This window comes from Undibacterium sp. MH2W, assembly GCF_049340215.1.
Lineage (GTDB): Bacteria > Pseudomonadota > Gammaproteobacteria > Burkholderiales > Burkholderiaceae_D > Undibacterium.
The window spans coordinates 139,504-164,438 of record NZ_JBMPPA010000001.1 but is presented as its reverse complement, the minus strand read 5'-3'; the positions used below and the strand labels follow the sequence as shown (position 1 = coordinate 164,438).

General features: G+C 49.6%; 21 protein-coding genes and 1 pseudogene. 6 read left to right on the top strand and 16 right to left on the bottom strand.

What is annotated here, in order from left to right; all coding sequences use genetic code 11:
- Window positions 1-55: 55 nt before the first annotated feature.
- The 11 genes and pseudogenes from ACO0K2_RS00710 to ACO0K2_RS00660 all read right to left on the bottom strand — a co-directional run bounded on the left by ACO0K2_RS00710 (window position 56) and on the right by ACO0K2_RS00660 (window position 11,948).
- The gene (locus tag ACO0K2_RS00710; protein ID WP_423014711.1) at window positions 56-1,537 is read right to left on the bottom strand and encodes an NAD-dependent succinate-semialdehyde dehydrogenase; all 1,482 of its coding nucleotides are present in this window, start codon (window positions 1,535-1,537) and stop codon (window positions 56-58) included.
- Between the two features lie 185 nt (window positions 1,538-1,722).
- Window positions 1,723-2,943 (bottom strand): THUMP domain-containing class I SAM-dependent RNA methyltransferase, encoded by a 1,221-nt coding sequence (locus tag ACO0K2_RS00705; RefSeq protein ID WP_423014709.1) that lies wholly within the window; start codon window positions 2,941-2,943, stop codon window positions 1,723-1,725.
- Window positions 2,944-3,134: 191 nt separating this feature from the next.
- Entirely contained in the window at window positions 3,135-3,557 is a 423-nt protein-coding gene (locus ACO0K2_RS00700; RefSeq protein WP_423016117.1) for a CopD family protein, read from the bottom strand.
- Between the two features lie 15 nt (window positions 3,558-3,572).
- Window positions 3,573-4,838 (bottom strand): glutamate-5-semialdehyde dehydrogenase, encoded by a 1,266-nt coding sequence (locus tag ACO0K2_RS00695; RefSeq protein WP_423014707.1) that lies wholly within the window; start codon window positions 4,836-4,838, stop codon window positions 3,573-3,575.
- Between the two features lie 181 nt (window positions 4,839-5,019).
- A complete protein-coding gene (gene holA, locus ACO0K2_RS00690) occupies window positions 5,020-6,039 on the bottom strand; it encodes a DNA polymerase III subunit delta (protein WP_423014705.1) in 1,020 nt (339 codons plus the stop codon).
- A gap of 1 nt (window position 6,040) precedes the next feature.
- Window positions 6,041-6,550 carry an LPS assembly lipoprotein LptE gene (gene lptE, locus ACO0K2_RS00685; protein WP_423014703.1) on the bottom strand — a complete coding sequence of 170 codons (510 nt, stop codon included), beginning with the start codon at window positions 6,548-6,550 and terminating at the stop codon, window positions 6,041-6,043.
- Between the two features lie 60 nt (window positions 6,551-6,610).
- On the bottom strand, window positions 6,611-9,247 hold the full coding sequence (leuS, locus tag ACO0K2_RS00680; protein ID WP_423014701.1) for a leucine--tRNA ligase: 2,637 nt from the start codon (window positions 9,245-9,247) through the stop codon (window positions 6,611-6,613).
- 128 nt (window positions 9,248-9,375) lie between these two features.
- Entirely contained in the window at window positions 9,376-9,807 is a 432-nt protein-coding gene (locus tag ACO0K2_RS00675) for an ExbD/TolR family protein (RefSeq protein WP_423014699.1), read from the bottom strand.
- 36 nt (window positions 9,808-9,843) lie between these two features.
- Window positions 9,844-10,552, bottom strand: a pseudogene (locus ACO0K2_RS00670) (MotA/TolQ/ExbB proton channel family protein).
- A 6-nt stretch (window positions 10,553-10,558) separates the two neighbouring features.
- Window positions 10,559-11,365: a 4-hydroxy-tetrahydrodipicolinate reductase gene (gene dapB, locus ACO0K2_RS00665; protein WP_423014697.1), complete on the bottom strand. Its 807-nt coding sequence runs from the start codon at window positions 11,363-11,365 to the stop codon at window positions 10,559-10,561.
- A gap of 19 nt (window positions 11,366-11,384) precedes the next feature.
- Window positions 11,385-11,948 (bottom strand): outer membrane protein assembly factor BamE, encoded by a 564-nt coding sequence (locus ACO0K2_RS00660; protein ID WP_423014695.1) that lies wholly within the window; start codon window positions 11,946-11,948, stop codon window positions 11,385-11,387.
- 76 nt (window positions 11,949-12,024) lie between these two features.
- Between ACO0K2_RS00660 and fur the strand changes: the two genes are divergently transcribed.
- Window positions 12,025-12,456 carry a ferric iron uptake transcriptional regulator gene (fur, locus tag ACO0K2_RS00655; RefSeq protein ID WP_423014693.1) on the top strand — a complete coding sequence of 144 codons (432 nt, stop codon included), beginning with the start codon at window positions 12,025-12,027 and terminating at the stop codon, window positions 12,454-12,456.
- Between the two features lie 47 nt (window positions 12,457-12,503).
- On the opposite strand, the gene ACO0K2_RS00650 is transcribed toward fur, so the two are convergent.
- From ACO0K2_RS00650 to ACO0K2_RS00640, 3 genes are read right to left on the bottom strand one after another with little or no spacing between them, the layout of a single operon-like run.
- Window positions 12,504-12,896 carry a response regulator transcription factor gene (locus tag ACO0K2_RS00650; protein ID WP_423014691.1) on the bottom strand — a complete coding sequence of 131 codons (393 nt, stop codon included), beginning with the start codon at window positions 12,894-12,896 and terminating at the stop codon, window positions 12,504-12,506.
- A gap of 11 nt (window positions 12,897-12,907) precedes the next feature.
- Entirely contained in the window at window positions 12,908-13,927 is a 1,020-nt protein-coding gene (gene hrcA / locus ACO0K2_RS00645; protein WP_423014689.1) for a heat-inducible transcriptional repressor HrcA, read from the bottom strand.
- A 44-nt stretch (window positions 13,928-13,971) separates the two neighbouring features.
- The gene (locus ACO0K2_RS00640; RefSeq protein ID WP_423014688.1) at window positions 13,972-14,658 is read right to left on the bottom strand and encodes an HAD family hydrolase; all 687 of its coding nucleotides are present in this window, start codon (window positions 14,656-14,658) and stop codon (window positions 13,972-13,974) included.
- A 74-nt stretch (window positions 14,659-14,732) separates the two neighbouring features.
- Here ACO0K2_RS00640 and ACO0K2_RS00635 point away from each other — a divergent pair, with 74 nt between their 5' ends.
- The 5 genes from ACO0K2_RS00635 (at window position 14,733) to ACO0K2_RS00615 (ending at window position 22,549) form a co-directional block, all read left to right on the top strand.
- Complete coding sequence (locus ACO0K2_RS00635) at window positions 14,733-15,626, top strand: NAD kinase (protein WP_423014687.1); 894 nt, start codon at window positions 14,733-14,735, stop codon at window positions 15,624-15,626.
- A gap of 110 nt (window positions 15,627-15,736) precedes the next feature.
- Window positions 15,737-17,383, top strand: coding sequence for a DNA repair protein RecN (recN, locus tag ACO0K2_RS00630; protein WP_423014686.1), 1,647 nt, complete (start codon window positions 15,737-15,739; stop codon window positions 17,381-17,383).
- Window positions 17,384-17,403: 20 nt separating this feature from the next.
- On the top strand, window positions 17,404-18,510 hold the full coding sequence (gene hemH, locus ACO0K2_RS00625; protein WP_423014684.1) for a ferrochelatase: 1,107 nt from the start codon (window positions 17,404-17,406) through the stop codon (window positions 18,508-18,510).
- A gap of 7 nt (window positions 18,511-18,517) precedes the next feature.
- A complete protein-coding gene (locus tag ACO0K2_RS00620) occupies window positions 18,518-19,342 on the top strand; it encodes a symmetrical bis(5'-nucleosyl)-tetraphosphatase (protein WP_423014682.1) in 825 nt (274 codons plus the stop codon).
- A gap of 408 nt (window positions 19,343-19,750) precedes the next feature.
- Window positions 19,751-22,549 (top strand): DUF1631 family protein, encoded by a 2,799-nt coding sequence (locus tag ACO0K2_RS00615; RefSeq protein ID WP_423014680.1) that lies wholly within the window; start codon window positions 19,751-19,753, stop codon window positions 22,547-22,549.
- Window positions 22,550-22,576: 27 nt separating this feature from the next.
- Here the strand turns inward: ACO0K2_RS00615 and ACO0K2_RS00610 are convergent, their stop codons facing one another.
- Together ACO0K2_RS00610 and ACO0K2_RS00605 are read right to left on the bottom strand one after the other, a co-directional pair.
- Complete coding sequence (locus ACO0K2_RS00610) at window positions 22,577-23,320, bottom strand: lysophospholipid acyltransferase family protein (protein ID WP_423014678.1); 744 nt, start codon at window positions 23,318-23,320, stop codon at window positions 22,577-22,579.
- 266 nt (window positions 23,321-23,586) lie between these two features.
- Complete coding sequence (locus ACO0K2_RS00605; protein ID WP_423014676.1) at window positions 23,587-24,873, bottom strand: dihydroorotase; 1,287 nt, start codon at window positions 24,871-24,873, stop codon at window positions 23,587-23,589.
- Window positions 24,874-24,935 lie beyond the last annotated feature (62 nt).

Below are 24,935 nucleotides of genomic sequence, written 5' to 3'. Positions count from 1 at the left end.
CCTCCTTCAATCCGTCGTTCTTTCAGTGCTAACGACGTCCATCCACATATTTAGATTACATGCCACCAAGACAGAGATACTTCATCTCGAGGTATTCATCCATGCCGTACTTTGACCCCTCGCGTCCCAGACCAGATTGTTTCACACCACCAAATGGCGCAACCTCGTTTGACATCAGACCTGTATTAATGCCGACCATGCCGTATTCCAGCTTTTCAGCGACACGCCATACGCGACCGATATCACGCGAGTAAAAATAGGACGCCAAGCCAAAATCAGTATCGTTCGCCGCGGCAATGACTTCGTCTTCTGTTTCAAATTTCATCACAGCAGCCACTGGTCCGAAGGTTTCTTCCTGCATGACTTGCATGGTCGGTGTGACATCACACAGCACGGTTGGTTCATAAAATAAGTCGCCAGCAACGTGTACACGACCGCCAGTCACTAAACGAGCACCTTTTGCTTGCGCGTCCGCCACATGCTCACTGACTTTGGAAATGGCTTGCGCATCAATCATTGGTCCCTGCTGAACACCCGCAGTGAATCCGTCTCCGACCTGAATTTTTTTTGCACCGATCGCTAATTTTTCAACGAACTGGTCATAGATCGAGCTATGGACATAGAAGCGATTGGTACAAACACAGGTCTGACCTGCATTTCTAAATTTCGATTGCAATGCCCCTTCAACAGCAGCATCGACGTCCGCATCGTCAAAGACGATGAATGGAGCGTGTCCACCAAGTTCGAGCGCGAGTTTTTTAATCGTCGGTGCCGATTGACGCATCAAAATACGGCCTACTGGTGTCGAACCAGTAAAGGACAAATGACGTACAACTGGGCTATCGCACAACACTTTGCCCACAGCGATCGAGCGATCAGCATCGGCAGTCAACACATTAATGACACCTGCTGGAATACCTGCACGATGGGCTAGTTCGACCACAGCCAATGCCGACAGCGGGGTCTGTTCGGCAGGTTTAATCACAATCGTGCATCCCGCAGCCAATGCTGGCGCCACTTTACGCGTAATCATGGCAATCGGGAAATTCCAAGGTGTGATCGCTGCACAGACACCAATTGGCTGCTTCAACACCACGATACGCTTATCGGTCCATGTCGATGCCATGACATCACCGGAAACGCGCTTTGCCTCCTCGGCAAACCATTCCAGAAAACTGGCTCCATAAATCACTTCGCCTTTGGCCTCAGCCAATGGCTTACCTTGTTCAGCCGTCATAATGGCAGCCAAATCATCAGCGTGTGCGATCATTAAATTGAACCACGTGCGCATCACCGTGGCGCGTTCCTTGGCTGTTTTCGCGGCCCAAGCAGGAAAGGCCGCCTGTGCGGCAGCAATTGCGGCTTCGGCATCGGCTTCCGACACATTGCTCACCTGCGCGAGAAGCTGATTATTCGAAGGGTTAGTCACTGGAAATCGAGACGGCGTGGTGTGCCACGTCCCATTGATAAACGCTGCATCTCGCAGCAATGACGCATCTTTTAAAACGAGTTGGTGGTTGATTTGCGTTACAGACATGACAAGCTTTCTCCGATGTAATGATCACAATAGCCAATTCGGTGCTGTCACGTCGTGTGCCCCTCTTGTGGATGGGAACATGTCTGAAACAGCATCAGCACACAGGTAAGGGTAAAGCAAAACGGCCAGCTCTGCAGAGAACTGACCGTTGGAAATTAAAACAAAGATAACGACATCATTGATAATTAGTGAGATGCGTTCGGTTCTTTTGGTTTCGCTTCTTCGCGGCGATTGAACCCTGCCACCATATCAAAGCGGAACAAACGGCATTCTAATGCGCCGTTAAAGAATGGCGTTTTACGCGATTCTTTTAAGCGTAACATTTTAGGTACCGTCAGGTCGGCGGTGAATAAAAACACGCTCCATCCGGCAAATCGCTGCTTGAGCGTCGCGCTGAACGCACTGAAAAACTCTTTTGCCAGCTCATCCGTCTCTAACGAACTATCACCACGCACACCAATACGTTCACCATACGGTGGGTTTGTCAGCAATACGCCTGGCTGTGTGGTAGGCGCTTTGATTTCCTGCGCCTCGATTTGCTTGAGAGGTACTTCAAAGCGAATACCTGCTTTATTCAGGTTGTTTCGTGTCATCACAACCATATCACCAGAAATATCGCTACCAAAGATAGTTGGCTCAGCAGGCAATGGATTGGGTTTGACGCTTGATTTGATGGCGTCCCATGCGGCCTCATCAAACTGATGAAACTTCTCAAAGGCGAATTCGCGCTTCAGTCCTGGGGGGATACCTGCCACGATTTGTGCGGCTTCGATCAAAATCGTGCCGGAACCACACATAGGGTCAAACAAGGGAACGCCTGGTTTCCAGCCCGCTGTACGCAACAATCCCGCCGCCAGATTTTCACGCAATGGTGCATCACCCGTTTCCATACGCCAACCACGTTTAAACAAGGCCTCGCCCGATGTATCTAGGTAGATCGTGAAATTACGGGCGTCCATAAAGCCAACGATGCGCATATCTGGCGTTTTGGTGTTGACCGAAGGGCGTTGCGTGAATTGATCGCGGAAACGATCACAGATTGCATCTTTAATCTTGAGCGTGGTGAACTCCAGACTTTTCAGTGGCGACTTCACCGCTGTCACATCAACGCGAATCGTGTGATGATAGCCAAACCAGTCTTCCCAAGGCTGTTCTAAAACCAGATCGTAAATATCGTTTTCATTCACATAGCTCGATTGCGCCATACGCATCAGCACACGCGATGCGATCCGTGAATGCAAGTTAATACGCCAGCTGTCCTGCAAGCTACCGGAGCAATGTACGCCGCCAGGTACTTGATTGTGCACTGACATGGTTTTACCCATTGCAGCAATTTCAGTCAACTCTTCAGCAAGCGCGATTTCCATGCCGCGTGGGCATGGACAAAAATAGGAATATCTCGTCATGGGGAACCTTTTATCCGTTAAAAATCAAAAACCATCGCAATAACAATAACAACATGTTGATTGCGACAAAACTCAACACTACTTACTACTTACTACTTACTACTTACTTCCTACAACCCAACATCTTCAACACTGCACCGCGATCTTGATGGCGATCGCCGCTGCAAGATCCGCCGTGTTGAACAACTTCCTTAAAATGGTTTAACAACAACCATAATCAGCACGAGTAACAACAACACAACGGGTACTTCATTAAACCAACGGAACCAGACGTGGCTGCGTTTGTTGGCACCTTGCTCAAATTTTTTCAGCAAACTGCCGCAAGCGTGGTGGTAGCCAATCAGCAAAATAACACACGTCAACTTCGCATGCATCCAGCCATTGCCTGGCCCTTTGCCGATACCGATAACCAACCATAAGTACAAACCAAGCGCCAATGCTGGCACAGCGAGGATTGTCATAAACCGATATAACTTTCTTGCCATCAACAAGAGACGCTCTGTCGTCGCTGCATCATTTTCCATTGCCAAATTAACCAAAATGCGGGGCAGGTAAAACAAACCAGCGAACCAGGAAATGACAAACAAAATGTGAAACGCTTTTATCCAGAGCATCATTATCTTTCAGAGTTATTGACGAACTTCACCATGACCAAAGACGACATACTTCAACGACGTTAAACCTTCGAGACCTACTGGCCCCCGCGCATGCAATTTATCGTTGGAGATACCAATTTCAGCACCCAAACCATATTCAAATCCATCTGCGAACCGTGTCGATGCATTGACCATCACCGAGGCAGAGTCTACCTCACGCAGGAAACGCATTGCACGGCTGTAGTCTTCGGTAATGATCGCCTCGGTATGTTTCGACGAGTAATCATTGATATGCGTGATCGCTTCGTCCATATTCGCCACAATTTTTACCGCCAATATCGGGGCCAAATATTCGGTCGACCAATCCGCTTCGGTTGCCTCAGCAAGATAAGGATAACCTGCCAGAATCGTGGATGCGGCCGGATCACAACGCAGCTCGACTTGCTTTCCCTCATACAAAGGGCGCAACGCTGGCAATACTTCGGCAGCAATCTCCTTGGCGACCAATAAGGTTTCCATTGTATTGCAAGTACCGTAACGATGACATTTGGCGTTAAACGCCACGTCAACCGCTTTTTTCAAGTCGGCTTTGTCATCAATATACACATGGCAAATACCGTCGAGGTGTTTAATCATTGGCACAGTGGCTTCGCGCATCAACCGCTCGATCAAGCCTTTGCCACCGCGCGGAACGATCACATCCACATATTGAGGCATCGTGATCAACTCACCAACCGCAGCGCGATCGGTCGTCTCGACGATCTGCACCGCATCTGGCGGCAAACCTGCGCCGGCAAGACCTTCTTTCACAATACGGGCAAGTGCCTGATTGCAATGAATCGCTTCAGAGCCACCCCGCAAAATCGTTGCGTTACCGCTCTTAATACATAACCCTGCCGCATCAACCGTCACATTCGGACGTGCTTCATAAATGATGCCAATCACACCTAGCGGTACACGCATCTGGCCTACTTGAATACCCGTCGGCCGATATTTCATGTTTGAAATTTCGCCAATCGGGTCAGCCAGACTGATGATTTGTTCCAATCCTTCTGCCATCGTCGTGATGGCTTTATCGGATAACGTCAATCGGTCCAGCATTGCGGCTTCCATGCCGGCTGCACGGGCAGCAGTCAAATCGAGTTCATTCGCGGCGCGTAACGCAGCAGCATCGCGACGAATCGCGGCGGCAATCAAGCGCAATGCCGTATTTTTAGCGGCGGTATCGGCTCTGGCCATCGCGCGAGAAGCGGCGCGGGCGCGTGAGCCGAGGTCGGTCATGTAATGCTTTATATCCATGATGTCATTTCAATAGAGGAAATGCTCCCCTGAGTATTTGTAAACATCCTTAGTGGCTAAGGACAGATTATCTATATCTTCAGATACTCCCCTATTGTTAAGGAAAGCATGACAAATATTATGCGGTTCTGACGGTGTCTTTTGGACACACCTCAGACCGAGGCACATACCGTGTCAGTGACTAGGATGCACGGGCAACACGGAGCCCGAGTTGCAATAAGGCATCCCAGGCGTCGCCTGAAAATGCTTTGGCGCGTAAGCCCTTAACCATTTTATCGACTTGCGATGCTTCTTGCAGTGCGGTCTGCAAGGTCTGCAAACTTACCCGTCGCAATGCAGGATCCATGAGCTTTTCTCGCGGGCCCCAGATGCGATATTCTTTCAGCAGCGCTGATAAGGGACGCCCCTGGCTCATGCCTGATTTCAGTTTCAACAAGGTACGAATTTCCTCCGCCATTGCCCACAATACCAGCGGCAAAGCTTCGCCCTCACCTTTTAAGCCATTGAGCATCCGAGCTAAACGCGCCACATCGCCGCTGAGCATAGCCTCGTTGAGTTTGAATACGTCGTAGCGTGCCACATTCAGCACTGCATCGTGGATCTGTTCAAAACTCAATTTACCGATTGGATGCAGCAGTGCCAGTTTCTGTATTTCCTGATGTGCCGCGAGCAGATTGCCTTCAACACGATCGGCAATAAAATCGAGACTTTGGCGATCAGCACTTTGCTGTTGCATTGCCAATCGCTGGTTGATCCAGTTCGGCAACTGATTCCGCTCTACCAATGGAATATCGATATAGACCGCTGCTTGTTGCAAACTAGCGACCCAAGCTGCTTTTTGCGTCGCCCAGTCTAATTTCGGCAACGTGATGAGCGTAAGGTTATCGGGCGACAAATGGCTGACATAATCCTGCAATGCCTGACCACCGTCTTTTCCTGGCTTACCAGTGGGAATTCGTAAATCAATCAGCTTTTTATCACCAAACAGCGACTGTGATTGATTGGCAGCGAGCAATGCTCCCCATTTAAAGCTGCGTTCGACCGTTAAAATCTCACGTTCAAAAAATCCCTGCGCTTTGGCTGCGCGCCGGATTTTATCCGCGGCCTCGAGGGCAAGCAGATGCTCATCACTGGTGATCACATAGAGTGGTGCCAGTGTTTTCGCCAGATGGCCATCGAGGGCATCGAAGCGCAATTGCATCTTAATCGCCCACCTTCACGACGGCCAAGCGACGCATAATTTGCTGTACCAAATCAATTTGCATATCGTGGTAAAGCGTAGCCTCTTCGGATTCTTTCGCCAAAACAACCGCCTCATTAAAGGTCAGCGTGCGTTTTAATTGCATTTTGACGGGCTCCAGATATTCCTTGCCTTGTGCATTACGCAAACGGAAAGTGAAGTTGTACAGCAAGGTATATTCACGAACGCGGCCTTGACTGTTCAGCGACAAAATCTGCTTCTCTCTCGATTCTTGTAGCACATCCATAATCACTTCAGCACCATCGGCACTTTCCATCACTTGCGTCTGGCCGTTTGCATGGATTTGCCGGCGCAACTCGGCGCCAAGCGGTGAGGCTTCGGGTAAGGCAACATAAATCGAATGAAATGGGAGACTTACTGGTCCCCGCATTTTAAAACCGCAGGCAGACAACATCATCGCGACAGCCAGCATCAGTAACCATGTGTGCTGACGAGAAAAAATTTGACGCATGCGGCGTACTCCTGATTTAGTGTTGCCCATCAACATGAACAACGAATTCACTGACCAACATTAAGCAACGATGTTGACTAACTTCCCTGGTACAACGATGATTTTCTTCGGTGCACCTTCCAAGAAACGCTGAACCGCTTCATTGGCTAATGCAGTCGCTTCGATCGTTGCCTTGTCGGCGTCTTTCGCGACTTTAATACTGCCGCGCAGTTTGCCGTTCACCTGAATCATCAGTTCGATTTCGTCCTGCACTAACGCGGCTTCATCAACTGTTGGCCATGGCGCATCGATCAGCTCGCCTAACTCGGCAGCAAAGCCAAGTTCTTGCCACAAAGCATGCGTGATATGTGGGCACACCGGATACAGACCGCGCAGCAATACACTGAATGCCTCACGCAATGCCACAGCATGACCGTCCGCTTCTGACTTGAATGACTCGATGGTATTGAGCAACTTCATCGCACCAGATACGACGGTGTTGTACTGAAGACGCTCGTAATCGCCATCGATCTGTTTGAGGGTCAAATGCACTTCACGGCGCAAGGCTTTCACGTCTGCTGCAAAAGAGGCTGCCTCTGGACGCGTACCCGCACCCGCTGCAATTTTGTCTGACAGACGCAAAGCGTTTGCCCACAAACGGCGTAAGTAACGCGATGCGCCTTCCACACCACTATTGCTCCACGCTGCGCTTTGGTCTGGAGGACCGGCAAACATGGTGAACAAACGTGCGGTATCGGCACCGAACTGCGTGATGATATCTTTTGGTTCAACGACGTTGTTTTTGGACTTCGACATTTTTTCAATGCCGCCCATTTGAACAGGCTGACCGTCGCTCTTCAAACTTGCGGATACAGGACGACCTTTGTCATCGTGCTGTACTTCCACTTCGTTAGGATAGAACCAAGTTTTTTTACCGTTTTCTTCTTCGCGGAAATAAGACTCGTTGAGCAACATCCCTTGCGTGAACAGGTTTTTGAATGGCTCGTCAATCTTCACCAAGCCCAAGTCACGCATTGCTTTGGTCCAGAAGCGGGCGTACAACAGATGCAATACGGCGTGTTCTACACCACCGATGTATTGATCCATCGCCATCCAGTAGTCATTGCGCTCATCCACCATGCTCGTTGCATCTGGGCAGGTATAGCGCATGAAGTACCAACTAGAATCAACGAACGTATCCATAGTGTCGGTCTCGCGTTGCGCTGGCTTACCGCATTTCGGACAATCAACGTTCAAGAAATCAGCATGCGTTTTGAGTGGATTGCCTGAACCGTCTGGAATACATTCCGTCGGCAATACCACTGGCAAGTCTTCATAAGGCACTGGCACATCACCGCAGCATTCGCAATGAATAATAGGAATCGGTGTACCCCAGTAACGTTGACGGGAAATACCCCAGTCACGTAAGCGCCATGTTGTTTTCTTCTCGCCCAATTCTTTGGCTGCCAGGTCAGCCGCCACAGCGTCAACGGCTTCTTTAAAGTGTAAGCCGTCGTATTTACCGGAATTTACCATCACACCGCGCTGTTTATCGCCGTAGGAGTCGGCCCAAGCATCGGTAGAGAATGGCTCACCTTCGACAGCAACGACTTGCTTAATGTTGATGCCGTATTTTTTTGCAAAAGCGAAATCACGTTCGTCGTGCGCAGGGACGCCCATGACAGCGCCGTCGCCGTAGGTCATTAACACATAGTTACCAACCCAGATCTCCACTTGCTCACCAGTGAGAGGATGTGTCACAAACAACCCTGTCGGCAGACCTTCTTTTTCTTTGGTCGCCATTTCAGCTTCGGTTGTGCCACCTGCTTTGCATTCCTCGATAAATGCCGCCAGTGCAGGATTATTTTTTGCTGCTAACGTCGCCAAATGATGTTCTGCAGCGACAGCACAGAATGTCACACCCATGATCGTGTCTGGGCGGGTGGTGAAGACAAATAACTTACCGTCTTGTACCAAAGCGCCTGTTTCATCAGCGATCTGATGGGGGAAAGCAAAACGTACGCCCTCACTTTTGCCGATCCAGTTACGCTGCATGGTACGCACTTGCTCTGGCCAACCATCAAGCGTGTCGATGCTGTTCAATAATTCATCGGCATATTGGGTAATACCAAAGTAGTAGCCCGGAATTTCGCGTTTTTCCACCAAGGCACCAGAGCGCCAGCCACGACCATCGATCACCTGTTCATTTGCCAACACGGTCTGATCAATCGGGTCCCAGTTAACGACTTGGGTCTTTTTGTAGGCGATGCCTTTTTCCAGCATCTTCAAAAACAGCCATTGATTCCAGCGGTAGTAATTAGGGTCACAAGTAGCGACTTCGCGTGACCAATCAAACGCAAGACCCAGCGGCTGCATCTGCGACTTCATGTCTTCGATGTTGGCATAAGTCCATTCTGCTGGCGATTTTTTGTATGCGATCGCTGCATTTTCTGCCGGCAAACCGAATGCATCCCACCCCATTGGCATCAGGACGTTGTAGCCCTTCATGCGCAGTTGGCGCGCCAACATGTCATTGATGGTGTAGTTACGGACATGACCCATGTGCAACTTACCCGATGGATAAGGCAGCATAGAACAGGCGTAATACTTGCCTTTCGGGAAACGTGGATCGTTTTCCGTTGCCGTATAGGCATCAATTTTTTTCCAATGGGATTGCGCCGCTTGTTCGACGTCAGAGGGAGTATATTTTTCTTGCATGGCGTGACCGGAGATAGGTGCGAAAATGACTCAGAACCGTAGATTATAACTGCTTAAGTGATATTTCAGCGTCACTTATGCATCTGTTATCAGTTGGTTTTGATGGAGAAACGGGTTCAGCGCGGACTTTACCTTGGTATATCAGTAACAAAAGAGATCTTATTAACCCCTTTTGCTTGTACCATCGCCATCAATTGAGCGATGGTTTCGTAACGTGTCGACTTGTCGGCCCGTAGCTGTAAATCGGGCGGGATAGGCTGACGGCCTGCTGCATCCAGTTTTGCCTCTAATACCGGATACTCAATCACCTGATCATTGAGATGAACAATGCCATCCGCATCGATGGCGACATGCAAAACATCAACGGCAGAGGGCGATGCTTTTGCAGCGGCCTTCGGTAACTCTAGCTTTAACATCGGCGCCATCAACGGCGCGGTGATGATAAAAATGACCAACAACACTAACATCACGTCGACCATCGGCGTGACATTGATCTCTGCCATTGTTTGCAATGGCTTGGATGAGGCACTTCCTTGCGAATCAAATTGACCAAACGCCATCGTCACACCTGAGAGTGAATATTGGTTCGCCACATGTCAGCGCACTTGCCAACGGTGATGCTTCGTGAGATGGGCGTGCAAATCATGGGCAAATCCATCGAGTTCCGCGAGCGTTATTCGATTGATTCTATTGAATGCATTGAACGCCAACACCGCTGGAATCGCGACCATCAGCCCAAAGGCTGTCATGATCAATGCTTCGCCAACAGGACTCGCCAATTGATCAATTTGCACTAAGCCTGAGGCGGAAATGCTGGATAACGCATGATAAATACCCCAAACCGTGCCCAATAATCCAACAAAGGGCGCGGTGGCACCAACGGACGCAAGGATCGTCAAGCCGTTTTCGAGACGCGCCGTCGCCGTCTGTAACTCTTGTCGGAGAATTCGGGTGAGCAGGTCACTGATATCTCGCATCAATGACATTGCTCCCATTGCTCACATTGCTAGCAGAAGACAACGTCATACCCTGTTGCGGCTGTTCGGCAGCGTTCACTGCCGCTGTTGCCATGCTTGCAAAGAGGCGTTCATGGTCAGCGCGTTGCAACAACACCAACGCATCATGCATTGTCGGTGCGCTCCAGAACGTCTGGATCGCAGGCGCAGCACGGCGGATGCACCAGAACGACCATGCCTTGGTAAAAAGAAGCGTCCAACTCACCAAGGACATCAACAAAAGCAAGTAGGCTATTGCGTGTCCAAACTGGTCAGACTGCGCCCAATAATGGCTGATCGCAGCAGGCATGCAAAATTAACGCAGGTTCAAGACGTCAAACATGTCGAACAGACCTGTCGACTTGTCCGCCAAAAAGCGTGCGGCGCGGACACTGCCATGCGCGTAAGTCACACGACTAGAGGATTTGTGAGAGATTTCAACGCGCTCGCCGATCCCCGCAAATAACACCGTGTGATCACCAACGATGTCACCGCCGCGGATCGTTGCGAAACCAATCGAAGATGGATCACGCTCGCCCGTCACACCTTCTCGCGCAAACACACCCACTTCATTCAGGTCACGTCCTAACGCATCGGCAATCACTTCACCCATTTTAAGTGCAGTCCCAGAAGGTGCGTCCACTTTGTGGCGATGGTGTGCTTCAACAATTTCAATATCGTAGCCCGTTGCAAAGCTTTTTGCGGCCATCTCCAACAATTTCAACGTCACATTCACGCCAACGCTCATGTTCGGAGAAAAAACGATCGCAGTTGTTTCTGCCGCTTTGGCAATCGCCGATTTCCCAGCATCATCGAAACCTGTTGTCCCGATAATCATCTTGATGCCGTGTTCAGCGCAATAGGCAAGATGCTTCAGCGTGCCCTCGGGGCGTGTGAAGTCAATCAAGTAATCAGCGTTCGCTAATGCCACCGCCAAATCTGACTCAATCTTAACGCCAGTCGCCTTACCCAAAAATGCGCCCGCATCAACACCGATTGCTGGGGACGTGGCGATGTCTAACGCGCCAGTCAGTTCAAGGCCTTCTGCTGCTGTGATTGCTTCCACCAGCATTTGGCCCATTCGGCCGGACGCGCCAGCAACCGCTACTTTCAATACTGTCATGCTGAATTCTCTTTATCTTTTATTTTTTATCTTTTTTCTTTGGCGTACCGTCGAGATCGTTGAGGGATTCCACTTTTTCCAGACCCAGCGCTGATTCGGTAATACGTGCCAGATACTCTTTCTCGGTTGGTAAATTACCACCCTCAAACTTTGATACCGTATTATTTTTGAAATAAATCGTTACCAGACTAGAGACCTGCTCACCCTTTGGTTTCGTCAAACGGAAGGGAAAGTCCCAACGATCTTCATGAAACATATCGGTCAGCAGTGGCGTACCGAGTACGAAACGTACCTGTTCGCGCGTCATTCCCTGCTTAATCTGCGACATCATTTCTTCGGAAACAAAGTTACCTTGTTGTACACTGATACGGTACGGTGATATGTATCCAAGGAACTTCTTAGCGCCAGTCGGTGTGTACACTTGTGTGCCGGACGCGGTGTTTGGCACAGTGTCTGTGCCCGATGCATTCTTATCCGCAAGAAGAGACGGTGAAGAAGCGCAAGCAGTGACGCTGACCAACAATGCCAGACTTGCTATCCGTAAAACGTTAGCTTGACTCAATGTCGAAAACAACAATCGCATAGGTACCCTCAGTAATTGAGCAATATGCCCTAAAACCCGATATCATAAAGCAGATAGCCATCTTTTGACCGAAAACATGACAAACAGCACGACAAATCTTAAAGCAAGCGGTCTCAAAGCGACCTTGCCGCGTCTCAAAATCCTTGAAATTTTCCAAAATAGCAAGGTTCGACACCTCACCGCCGAAGATGTCTACAAGATTTTACTGAATGAAAACATGGATGTTGGTTTGGCAACTGTCTACCGGGTGCTCACGCAGTTCGAACAGGCGGGATTGCTTCATCGCAACCATTTTGAAACCGGAAAAGCCATTTTCGAACTCAATGAAGGCTCACACCACGATCATCTGGTCTGCCTCGATTGCGGTCGGGTGGAAGAATTTTTCGATGCTGAAATTGAAAAAAGACAACAAACCATCGCGTTAGAGCGTGGATTTAAGATTGCTGATCACTCATTAGCCATTTATGGGAGTTGCACAAAAGAAAATTGTGCGCACAGAGATAATTAATTGATAGCTCGACCCTCGGCATCTGCGGAGGGTCGCGCGAGAACCCTTCAGCCTGCTTTTGGCTTCATCTTAGCGACAACACCCGCGACGGTATCTAGAATTTTTTGTGCATTAAACGGCTTAAGAATAAAGCCGTGGATACCTGCTTGCACCGCCTCAGAAATCGTTTCGGTATCTTTACTCGCCGTCACCAACAACACGCGACTTTCAGGCAGCATATCTTTTATCTTCGGGAGCACTTCCAAGCCACTCACTTTCGGCATCACGACGTCGAGCATAATGATGTCTGGTCTGAGTTTTAAGGCAAGATCCAATCCTGTACCGCCATCAGTTGCCTCACCAACAACATTGTAATTTTCGCTCCGTAACACTACCCGCAATACTTCACGCGTAATATCGTTGTCGTCAACTAACAAGATTGAGACATTCTGGTTTGACATAATCAACCTTTCTATTGACTAAGTGCATTAGAGAGTAATTTAGCGGTAATGTCGACAATAGGAATGACTCGCTCATAAGCCATCCGAGTGGGACCGATCACACCCAAGGTACCAACGATTTTCCCATTGACTCCATAGGGCGCAGTAATAATGCTCATCTCATCCATGGGGACTAGTTGAGACTCGCCACCAATAAAAATCTGTACGCCCGTTGCTTTGCTCGAGACATCAAGGAGCTGCATCAGGCCCGTTTTTTGTTCGAACATATCGAATAATTTTCGTAACGAATTCATATTCGACGATAAGTCTTCGACATTGAGCAGATTGCGCTCACCAGAGATCACAACATCCTCGCCTTGGTCAGCCAACGCATCACTGCCAGCCTCGACAGCCGCCTGCATCAATGACGTCATGTCTGACTGTAACTGACGTAATTCACTGTTAATTCGGAGGCGTGCTTGATCAAAACTGAGACCACTAAAATTTTGATTCAGGTAATTCGCTGCCTGCACTAATTGCCCCGGTGTGTAATCCACATCAGTCAGCAACAAGCGGTTGTGAACATCTCCCGAAGGGGCGACGACAACCAGTAATATCCGTTTTTCTGATAAACGCAAAAACTCCACTTGCTGAAAAATCGACTCTGTTCGGGGTGTCATCACCACACCCGCAAATTGCGACAGCGACGACAAAATCTGTGCCGCGTTCGCAATAATTCGCTGTGGCGGCTGGGTCAAAAATCCAGGCTGTAAGCGCGAACTCAATGCACTTTCATCAATTTCTTGCACTGTGAGCAATTCATCCACAAATACCCGATAACCACGTGGCGTAGGCACCCGGCCTGCTGACGTGTGCGGACTCGCCACAAACCCCAGCTCTTCAAGGTCAGCCATCACATTACGGATGGTTGCAGGTGACAACTCTAAACCGGATATTTTGGACAACGCCCGCGACCCCACAGGCTGACCATCAGCGATGTAGCGTTCGACAAGGGCTTTTAAAAGCGTTTGGGCACGAATATCAAGTTGCATAACTGCATTTTATGTGAGGGTGAACAAGTTGAACATACTGAATATCACAACCATTGTGTCAAATCATGTAAATCGTTGAATTCTGCATCCGGCTTGATGTGCGCGTGATGCGGGTGCTCACTATGAAGACCGCGTCGATTCATCCATCCCGCTTGCAATCCTGCCTGTTGGGCACCCTGTACATCTAACACCAAATCATCGCCTACATACAACACTTCGTCTGGCGCTAAAGACAACTTTTCGCATGCTGCATGAAAAATTCTTGGATCTGGTTTGGCGCAGCCGAACTGATGCGCCGCAATCGATACCTCAAAATGTGGCGCTAATCCGATGCTGTGCAAGTCAGCAAATCCATTAGAGATCGTGCCTAATCTCACCCTCTTTGCTAATTCTGTCAAGGCAGGTGTGACGTCTGGGTAGAGTGCCACCGCATTCCTCGCTGCGGCAAAGACCGCCATCGCCGCATCCGCTTTCACTGGATCTTCGCCTTGTTCGACAAACACGTCTTGTAACAAGCGATGACGCAACGCCCACAAATCATAACTAAATCGGGGATCCGTCACGACCAACGCTTGACGTCTGGATCTGAGCGCGCTGATGTCGTAACTCGACACCACCTTGGGCACGTGATCTTTCATCCACGCATACAAGGTCGCCTCTGCGTGTTGAATCACCGGGGCAACCGGCCACAAGGTGTCATCTAAATCCAGCAATACTGCTTTAATTGTCATATCCCGCACTCAGTTAGTTCATTTTTTGCGTAATTATGGTCTAATCTGACGAATCACGTCACCCTACATTTTCTATGACTGTTCAGGCTAAAACGATTGCGCTCGTTGGTAAATACAATGCGGCTGGTATTAATCACTCGATGTACGAGCTGGCACACTTTTTAGATAAGGCGGGTCATACCGTCGTTCTAGAAGCAGAAACTGCCCACTACATTCAGTTAGATGGTGTCGAGTCAATGTCCGTTGCTGATATTGGCAAAACGGCCGACGCCGCGATCGTTGTCGGTGGCGACGGTACAATGCTCGGGATTGCCCGTCAGCTCGCACCTTACAACGTCCCGCTCATTGGAATCAACCAAGGCCGCCTTGGCTTTATCACCGATATTCCCTTAGACCGGATGATTCCCGTCATTAGTGACATGCTGCAAGGAAAGTATGTCTCTGAACGCCGCAGCCTATTACAAGCGATTGTCGTGCGCGATGGGGATCAGATTTTTAGTGGCATGGCGTTTAATGACATCGTTGTCGCTCGTGGTGCTGGTTCGGGGATGGTGGAGTTACGGGTCGAAGTCGATGGCTTATTTATGTACAACCAACGTTCTGATGGGTTGATCGTCTCGACACCCACAGGATCCACGGCCTATGCCCTCTCCGCTGGCGGCCCCTTGCTTCACCCCAGCCTGAATGGCATCGTCATGGTACCGATCGCCCCCCACGCGCTATCAAACCGTCCTATTGTGCTGCCGGATAGCAGTGAAGTTGTGATTCAAATTGCAGCAGGACGTGACATCAGTGTTAATTTTGATATGCAGACATTTGCGAGCCTGATGCATCAGGACAAGATCATCGTCAAACGCTCAACCCATACCGTTACGTTTCTGCATCCGCAAGATTGGAATTACTACAATACACTGCGGGAAAAGTTACATTGGAATGAATATCCTTCGGTCGAGGGCGCACTGAATTAATCGACAGTTGCTACAATATCATCCGGTGCGCTGGTATGGATTATCTGGATCATCCATGCCCGCCTCTGATTTTTTTCAATCGACGATAACCTAACTAGACTCCCGCTACTATGCTGCGCACGCTCGCTATTCGTGATTTTGTGATTGTTGATGTTTTAGAGCTAGAATTTTCCTCTGGCTTTAGTGTACTCACTGGCGAAACTGGCGCTGGTAAATCCATTCTGATTGACGCTTTAAGCCTGGCACTCGGTGGCCGTGGTGATGCTAGTATGGTCAGAGAGTCGGCATCGAAAGCGGATATTAGTGCCGAATTTTCACTCAGCGATGCCATCAGCCAATGGCTAGAAGCCAATGATTTCAGTGATCCCGACCAGCAATTAATACTGCGACGGACCATCGACAATGCAGGACGCTCCAAAGCGTGGATTAACGGCATTACTGCCACCGCCACCCAACTGAGAGAATTAGGCGACTTACTGGTTGATATTCATGGCCAGCACGCGCACCAATCATTGCTCAAAACCGACGCGCAACGTGCATTACTGGATATGCAAGGCGGCTTGGAGGCCCAAGTCGTGGATGTCGCCGCGTTGTATAAAGCATGGCGCAATCTCAGCAAGCAACGCGAAGAATTTGAAACCAATGCCAAAAGCGTATTGCAAGAACGTGAACGCTTAGAATGGCAAGTCGGCGAACTCGACAAACTCCAAATCAAAGCCGGTGAATGGGAAAATATCAGCCAAGAACATAGTCGCTTGGCGCATGCAGCAAGCCTGCTCGATGGTGCCCAAGAAGCCGCCGCGCTGATCTCCGAATCGGACCACCCTGTCTTGTCGCAACTGTCTGCCGTTCAGCAAAAATTACTGAAGTTACTCGATTACGACATCGCACTCAAGCCAGTAACGGATGCCCTTGAATCCGCTTGTATTCATCTGCAAGAAACGACGTACGCGCTCAACGATTATCTCAGTCGTACCGAACTCGATCCAGTGCGCCTGCGCGAAGTAGAAAACCGTGTTGAGGTCATTCACTCGACAGCAAGACGTTTTCATGTTGCACCGGAACATCTGCACGAAGAATTTGCCACCCTCTCCGCGCAATTGCTTCAGTTATCCAATGCAACGGACATGGATGCACTCAAAGCCGAAGAAGAAAAAGCACGGCAACGTTATCTAAAAGCCGCCGACAAATTAAGCGCCGCACGTAAAAAAATCGCCCATGAATTAAGCCAAGCAGTCACTACGGCGATGCAAGACTTAAGCATGAGCGGTGGTAGTTTTGTCGTGTCGTTGGTGCCATGCGAGGCAGCAAGTTATGGTCTCGAACAAGTCGAATTTTTAGTTGCAGGACATGCCGGCGTTCAAGCGCGCCCCCTCGCCAAAGTGGCATCTGGTGGCGAACTTGCTCGCATTTCTCTCGCCATTTCCGTCATAACGTCATGTGCAACTGCGACACCCACATTGATTTTCGATGAAGTCGATAGTGGCATAGGTGGCGGTGTCGCAGAAGTCGTTGGACGCTTGCTGAAACGCCTCGGTCAAGATCGGCAAGTGCTGTGCGTAACCCACTTGCCGCAAGTCGCCAGCCAGGCAAATCAGCATTTCCAAGTCAGCAAAACCAATAGGGAAGGAAAAACGATTTCGTCGATTACGCCACTGGATAATAAACAACGCGTCGAAGAAATTGCCCGTATGCTTGGCGGTATTGAAATCACCGCGACAACACGTAAACATGCCAGAGAATTATTGGCCTCTTAATTTTATTGTAAAGATCTACCATGCGCTTTCTGAAAGAACCTGAGTATTCCCACGGCAAAATTGCCAAAACAGCGGTTGTCTTGGTGAACCTTGGCACACCCGATGCACCTACGAGCTCAGCAGTACGACGCTACTTAAAGCAATTCTTATGGGACAGACGCGTTGTCGAAGTGCCTCGCTTCATCTGGTGGCTTATTCTTCATCTGATCATCTTGCCATTTCGCTCTAGTCAGTCTGCCAAGAAATATGCATCGATCTGGACAAACGAAGGATCGCCATTAAAAATTCATACCGAAAAACAAGCCCTGCTTCTGAAAGGCTATTTGGGAGAGCGAGGTCATGATGTGAACGTGGTCTATGCCATGCGTTACGGCTCTCCTTCTATCCCTTCTGTCCTTGAAAAACTCAAGTCAGAAGGATATGAGCGCTTGTTGATTTTGTCTGCCTATCCGCAGTATTCGTCCACAACGACGGCCTCTAATTTCGACGCCGTATTTACTCATTACCAGGAAGTCCGCAATGTTCCCGAACTGCGCATGGTAAAAAATTACCATGATCATGGCGCCTACATTGAAGCATTAAAGCAATCCGTGTTAAATCACTGGCAAACCTACGGACGCCCAGAAAAACTGGTGATGAGTTTCCATGGTTTACCAAAAGCATTTCTCATGCGCGGCGATCCCTACCACTGCGAATGCTATAAAACCGCTCGCTTGTTGGCAGAATCACTTGGATTAAGCAAAGAGCAATATCTCGTCACGTTCCAATCGCGCTTGGGTCGTGCGGAATGGCTGCAACCCTACACGGCACCAACTGTTCAGCAATTGGCAAAAGACGGCGTGAAACGTATCGACGTCATCTGCCCCGGATTTATTGCTGACTGTCTCGAGACCTTGGAAGAAATCGCCATGGAGGTGAGAGAAGAGTTTTTGCATGCTGGTGGGAAAGAATTCAATTACATTCCATGCCTCAATGAATCGCCTGCGTGGATGCGTGGCTTCGCAGAGATCGCCGAACAACACTTAATCGGCTGGCCAACCATGATGACGGCAAGTTTGCGCGAAGAGCAAAAACAGCAAGCCTTGCTGAGTCGGTCGGAAGCAAAGCGCCTCGGCGCAGAACGCTGAGAGAGCAATGTCGAGTACTTATTTTATCGGTGACATTCAAGGTTGCGCGGATCAGTTACGCGAACTCATTGAGGTCATCGAACGAACTTCGTCAAACAACTATTATCTCTTTGCCGGAGATCTCGTTAATCGCGGTCCCAAATCGCTCGACACCTTACGCCTGATCCGCACATTGCAACAGACAGGACGGGCTGAGAGCGTCTTGGGCAACCACGATCTCCATCTGCTCGCTGTAGCCAATGGCATACGACAACCGCACCGTAACGATACCTTAGAGGCGATCTTAGACGCGCCAGACAGAGACGAGTTATTGCATTGGCTGCGGCAACGGCCAATGGCGATCTTTAAAAATGACCATCTACTGGTGCATGCTGGGGTCTTTCCATCGTGGTCCGCCGAACAAACCATGTCTCTCGCACATGAAGTAGAAACCATGCTCAAAGGTGCTGACTGGTTGGACTTTTTGCGCACCATGTACGGCAACACACCTGATACGTGGCACGATGACTTGCAAGGTAATGATCGACTACGTTGTATTATCAACGCACTGACAAGAATGCGTTTTTGCTCTGCTGACGGACGCATGGATTTTGAAACGAAAGAAGGCGTCGGTTCGACACCGCCAGGCTACGCCGCTTGGTTTGATTTACCCAGAGCAACATCCTCCTGCACGATGGTTTTTGGACATTGGTCGACACTCGGATTAATACTGCGGCCAAATCTAATAAGCCTTGATACGGGCTGCGTTTGGGGAGGCAAGCTCACCGCTGTCGCGATGCATGAGCGGCATGTCGTTCAAATTGATTGTCCGCAACAACAAAAACCAGGTTAAATCTGTTGGGCATCACGCAATTTACGTAGAGCAATTTAATTTCCCAACAAGATAGCGTTTCTGTACGCTACTCTTTTTCCAGCTGTCTCCTCGCATCGTGACCGCCGATTTGTTATTCACTCTGCAGAATACGTCTTCCGTACTATTCAGCAATGGTTTTTTTTACCGATAACAATTTCTGGCACTCATGAAAGAGAGGCGGCGGCATGCTCTGTCATCACCCGGGTCGACGTGGTCGCGATTCACATCGTTTTCCAACGAAAATATTTTCAAAGTAGCAACATAGTTGTCAAAAATGTTAAAATCGCGCTCTATCGGGTTTTTATCGTAAGAAATGCGCATATACTTCTCAGACAAGAGAGCGACAACACTTTTTCAAACCGAATGACAAGGCCCCTAGGTACAAGCATGGACCCAAACGAACTTCTTCCCATCGTTCGCACAGAATTTCAAAAAGCTTTTTTGGAATCCTTAGAGGAAGCATTTCCACGTTCTGTTGAAGCCTTGTTTAAAAAAGCAGAAAGCGCCTACTCGTCGGTTGAACAGACGCATTATCTTCATGCCTGCAATATCCTGCGTAAGTCATCAGAATTACTGGAACAAATGCGGGCCAGTATGGAAGCGCTACTCACCCGTAGCTTTCAAACGACCTACAACACGTTTCGTCCAGTCTCCGCACTCAGCCTCAATAGCAACAATCTGTCATTGGTCGACACCCATGTTTTTGATGATGAGTTGTTGCTCAATGAGATTACGGACAAGTTCCGCATTGAAGCCAATGATCAAATTCGTGACTTAAATATCCGTATCGCCATTTTGTTTGCGCAAGACACGATCCGCGAGCGAGAAAATCCCTTTCGGCCCTACCTCCTGGCAAGAAGTATCTCGAACACCCTCGATGCGATGCAGCTTGAGCGGGCGTTATGCAATATTCTGGAAACACAGATTGCAGAAGATTTTTCGGCTCACGTACTGACGATTTATGAAAAAGTGAACGAGTGTATGGCGGCCCATGGTATCGCTGCCGAACTCCAATTCCGATTCAAAAAATCACCACAATCAGCGAACGCATCAGGCTCCAGCGCTTCTACAGGGGTGACTGACGAAGACAACTCCATCGAATCCAACGCGCAAGGACAACAGCCCTATGCACACGGCGGATCTCAGCCAATCGATCAGCCGACACCCGCTTCAGATATCGTTGATATTGGGGGCAAATTTTATAGTACGAGTGATAGGGAAGTCTCCACAGACCAACCACCCAACCGAATTGAACAGTTGGTCAGAGCCGTTCGCCATCTCGCCAGTGGATTGGGCAATGGTCGCGGTCGTCCTGCGGCTACACGCATGCAAAACGTCTCTGGAGAGACGGCGTTTTCTCCGCTCTCGCAACCTAGTGCAGCGAAGTTCGAAGGAAGCGATTCCGGCTTTTCGGCAGACCAAGGCGGTGGCGTATCACAGACAAACATGCGTCGCCAACAGTTCTCATGGCTAGGGCAACATCAGTCGATTGGCAAAGTACTGAGACAAGTATTTAGCGGTCGGACTACCGAAGACCAACATAGAGGATCGCCGATACAAGGAACAACTGACGCCGCTCCTATCGATGCGCTCGCTTCGACAACTGAGACAGAGATGTTGTCAGGTGCGGAGGTCATTACAGATGCCATGATAGGCTCAGAGGTGCCGGTATCGGGGATGGAAGCGAGTTCCCAAGCGCCTTACGTACATGGTGCAGGAAACGGTGAATACCAAGAAGTGCCGCGTCAATCGCACTCTGGCATTGTCCAGTCGGTACATCAATTACAACGAAGCCACACCGCCTCGACAGAGCATATGTTCGATCCGCTTGGCAGAATCCGTAATTTGATTCTGGAGCAGCGCGAACAACTCAATGACATGACAGACGACGTCGATGAGCAAATGACGATTGACGTCGTTGCGATGTTATTTGAGTTTATTCTGAGTGATAACCAAGTCCCTGCAGAGATTCGGGCGCAACTCGGACGTCTGCAATTTTTGGTGCTTAAAATCGCCTTACGCGACCAAAGCCTACTCACGCAAAAAGGGCATCCAGCCCGCCTGTTGATTAACCGTGTTGGTACCATTTCGCTGGGGCTGAAACAAATTGATCCGAGTGGCGTGCATATCACGCAAGAAATCTGCCGTATCGTCGAAACCTTGCTCGAAGATGAAAGCGAAAACTCGCAACTCTTTAGTCGCATGCTGGATGAGTTTGACGCCTTTATTGCCCGCGAATTACGGAGTAACGATAAGCAAACAGCCGATACGATCGAAGCGGTCGAGGAAGTACAGAACCGTACCCTGCGCATCGTCCACATCGCCGCTCAGCTGCAAGAAATAATCCAAAAACTGACCATCAATCCGTTCTTGCGAGAGTTCCTTGAAAACACATGGGTATCGGCGATCGAGCTCGTCGAACGCACGGATACCAAACGTGGAACCCGTTATCGTCTGCTGGTACCCGATCTCTTGTGGAGTATCGTCCCTAAAGCAGCGGATGAAGATCGTACGCAACTTTTTGCCCTCTTGCCGATCATTCTGAGCACCATTCGTGAAGCGCTCGGCTTGCTTCAATGCGACCAAGCGTATCAGAAACGCTTACTGGACTGGCTGGTGGATGCCCATACTGCGGCATTACGCACTGCAAAATCCGATATCCCATCACGCACGCTCTCCTTGCCCTCGATTCACCACCATTTCCACCCGTTTATTTATCCTGCGGATGTGGGCATCGAGGTGATGTTCAATGAGACAAAGCATCCTGAAATTCAGGAGCGTCTCGACAAGGCGATTCGAGAACTCGATATTCAGGTCGAGATGTTGGACCAGCTTTGCGATAACGAATTAACGTCAACAGCAGCGAGCACCGTCAATACAGACGTGGCGGCCAATGAGGTGACGCCTGAAATGATTAAAGAGCGGCTGCGTACTGGTGTCAGTCTTGAACTTCATTTAGGGTTCAAACCAAGCACCGGTAAACTAAGCTGGGTAGATCCACAATTACGGAATCTGGTATTGAGTTTGGAAGGACATTCGAAACCATCACTGGTTAGCGTCCGCATGTTTAGGCGCATGATTGCTCATGGCCGTGTCCGGTTTCTAGAGGCGGAACCGTTATTTGAACGAGCAGTACAAGCCCTACTGACCTCAGCGGATGTCATCGAACAACCTGAAGCCGCCTAAGATGCAGGGTGGTCTGCTGATAATGCCTCAGGCTGCTTGATCAGTGATGCCGAGTGCCTCGGCAACCGCCTCTCTGGCATGCTGGGCAACATGGCGTCGGTGAGCTCCCTCTGTGGCGATGGCTGGTAACCTGACTAACTCGGCGCTCATACGCGGCGCTTTGAGAATGACCGCCATACTCTCAGCAAACGTCATGTCACCGATAAAATCGGCAGCAGGATGAAATTTGCCTTGATCATCCACATACCGCAGGACGAATGGTTGAACGGGCACTTTGGCTTCAATCGCTGCCTCAAATAAGTTTGCATGGAACGCCAATAAATTTCCCTGCGCGGCGGTCGTACCTTCTGGGAAAAAAGCAATGCGCTTACCGTCCGCAATCTGATGCACTAAGCCTTCGTAGATTCTGCGCACTTCGCGCTGTTTGCCACGCGCCAGAAAAATTGTGCCCGCTTTTTCACACAAAAAACCGATCAGTGGCCACTGACGAATATCTGCTTTCGCGACGAAATGACATGGATGCAGCGTGTTAATGACAAAAATATCCAGCCACGACACATGGTTGGACACAATCATCGCACGGTCTGCAACTTGACCGCCGCTGGCATCAATAAATCGTACGTCGATTCGACAAATACCCAGAAGCTTCTTTGACCATTGGCGAACGTGGTTTTCCTGCTTCGTTGCATCGATAAACGGAAAAATAAAAATGCAGATGGATAAGCCAGACAGCAAATGAAGAAAGACGCGGAAGAATGACCAAAAAAGCATGCTGATCTCGCCAGATACTCTAAAAAGTATCAATAATTTAGTTAATTTTTATCGTAAAAAAGGGGAGTGAGGCGCCAATGCAGCAGTATCACCCGTGCTGCACCTGCCCTTGCTCCCACTTCGATGAATTGATCTGATAACCTGCCATTACAGCCAAAACGACATGCTATCCTGCCTTCAGCGATCGTCTGGACTAACAGTCACTTACCTTGATCCGCCGCAAATAACGGCCTGAGATGACATTTTACTGCCATCTGTCTCACACATTAAGACAATGTACTAAATGCGACACGGCCTTCAACGATCGTCGCTTTAACAACGCCCGGCAATTCATACCCTAAAAACAAAGTATGTTTACCCTGACTGACAAGCGCTTTTGCCTCGACCTTCCAGCGTTCAACTGGATCAAACACACAAAGATCGGCAACCTGTCCCACCGCCAACGTACCCGCGTTAATGCCAGCAACCTGCGCTGCACGCGATGTAATAGCGGCCAGTGCCTGTGTGAGTGTCACGTCACCGCGACTGTCTTCCACCCATTTTAATGCGAGAGACAGCAATAACTCTAAGCCCGTTGCACCTGCCGATGCTTCAGCAAAGGGTAAGAGTTTTTCATCATCATCCACGGGGGTGTGGTCGGAGCAAATGGCATCAATCGTGCCATCAACCAACGCGGCTTTGATGGCATCACGATCGCGCTGACTACGTAATGGCGGCGTCATGCGGGCATTCGAATCAAAGAAACCGATATCCGCATCGGTGAGATGTACGTGGTGGGCACCAACGTCACAACTAAGTGGCAATCCTTCTTTTTTAGCTTCGCGCACCAACGCTAAACCAGCAGCCGAGGAAATACGGCACAAATGCACCTTGGCACCCGTCGCACGCATGAGCTCAAACAAGGTATGTAATGCAATCGTCTCTGCCATCACAGGAACACCCGACAAGCCCAAGCGCGAGGCCAACGGACCGCTGTGTGCGACACCGCCTTTACCGATATAGGCATCTTGCGGACGTAACCAGACGGTGTAACCAAACGTCGCTGCGTATTGCAATGCACGTTGCAAGGTATTGGTATCGGCAATCGTCTCTTCTGCCTGAGAAAATCCAATACAACCCGCATCGGTGAGCGCAGACATTTCAGTCAATGACTCCCCTTTCAGTCCCACCGTCAACGCACCGAGCGGATAGACGTGTGCTTTGTTCTGCATCCGCGCACGTTGCTTGAGCATTTCAACCAATCCAGATTCATCCAGCACAGGATCTGTGTCAGGTGGGCACACTAAACTGGTTACACCACCACGCATCGCTGCCTGCAGTTCTGATTCCAACGTCGCTTTGTATTCAAAACCAGGTTCACGCAACCGCGCACTCAGGTCGACCAAACCGGGCGCAACCACGAGACCGCGTGCATCAATGGTTTGGTCTGCAACAAAACCATCAGGCGCTGTGCCGAAGCTCAGAATTTTTCCATCCGCAATAAATACGTCTTGAACGGCATCGTTGCCGCTGGCGGGGTCAATCACACGACCATGTTGTATTTGTATTTTCATGTTCTTCATTCCTCTTCCGTCGCCATTACAGTCATCATCGTTGTCCTTCTCGTTGAGCCTGA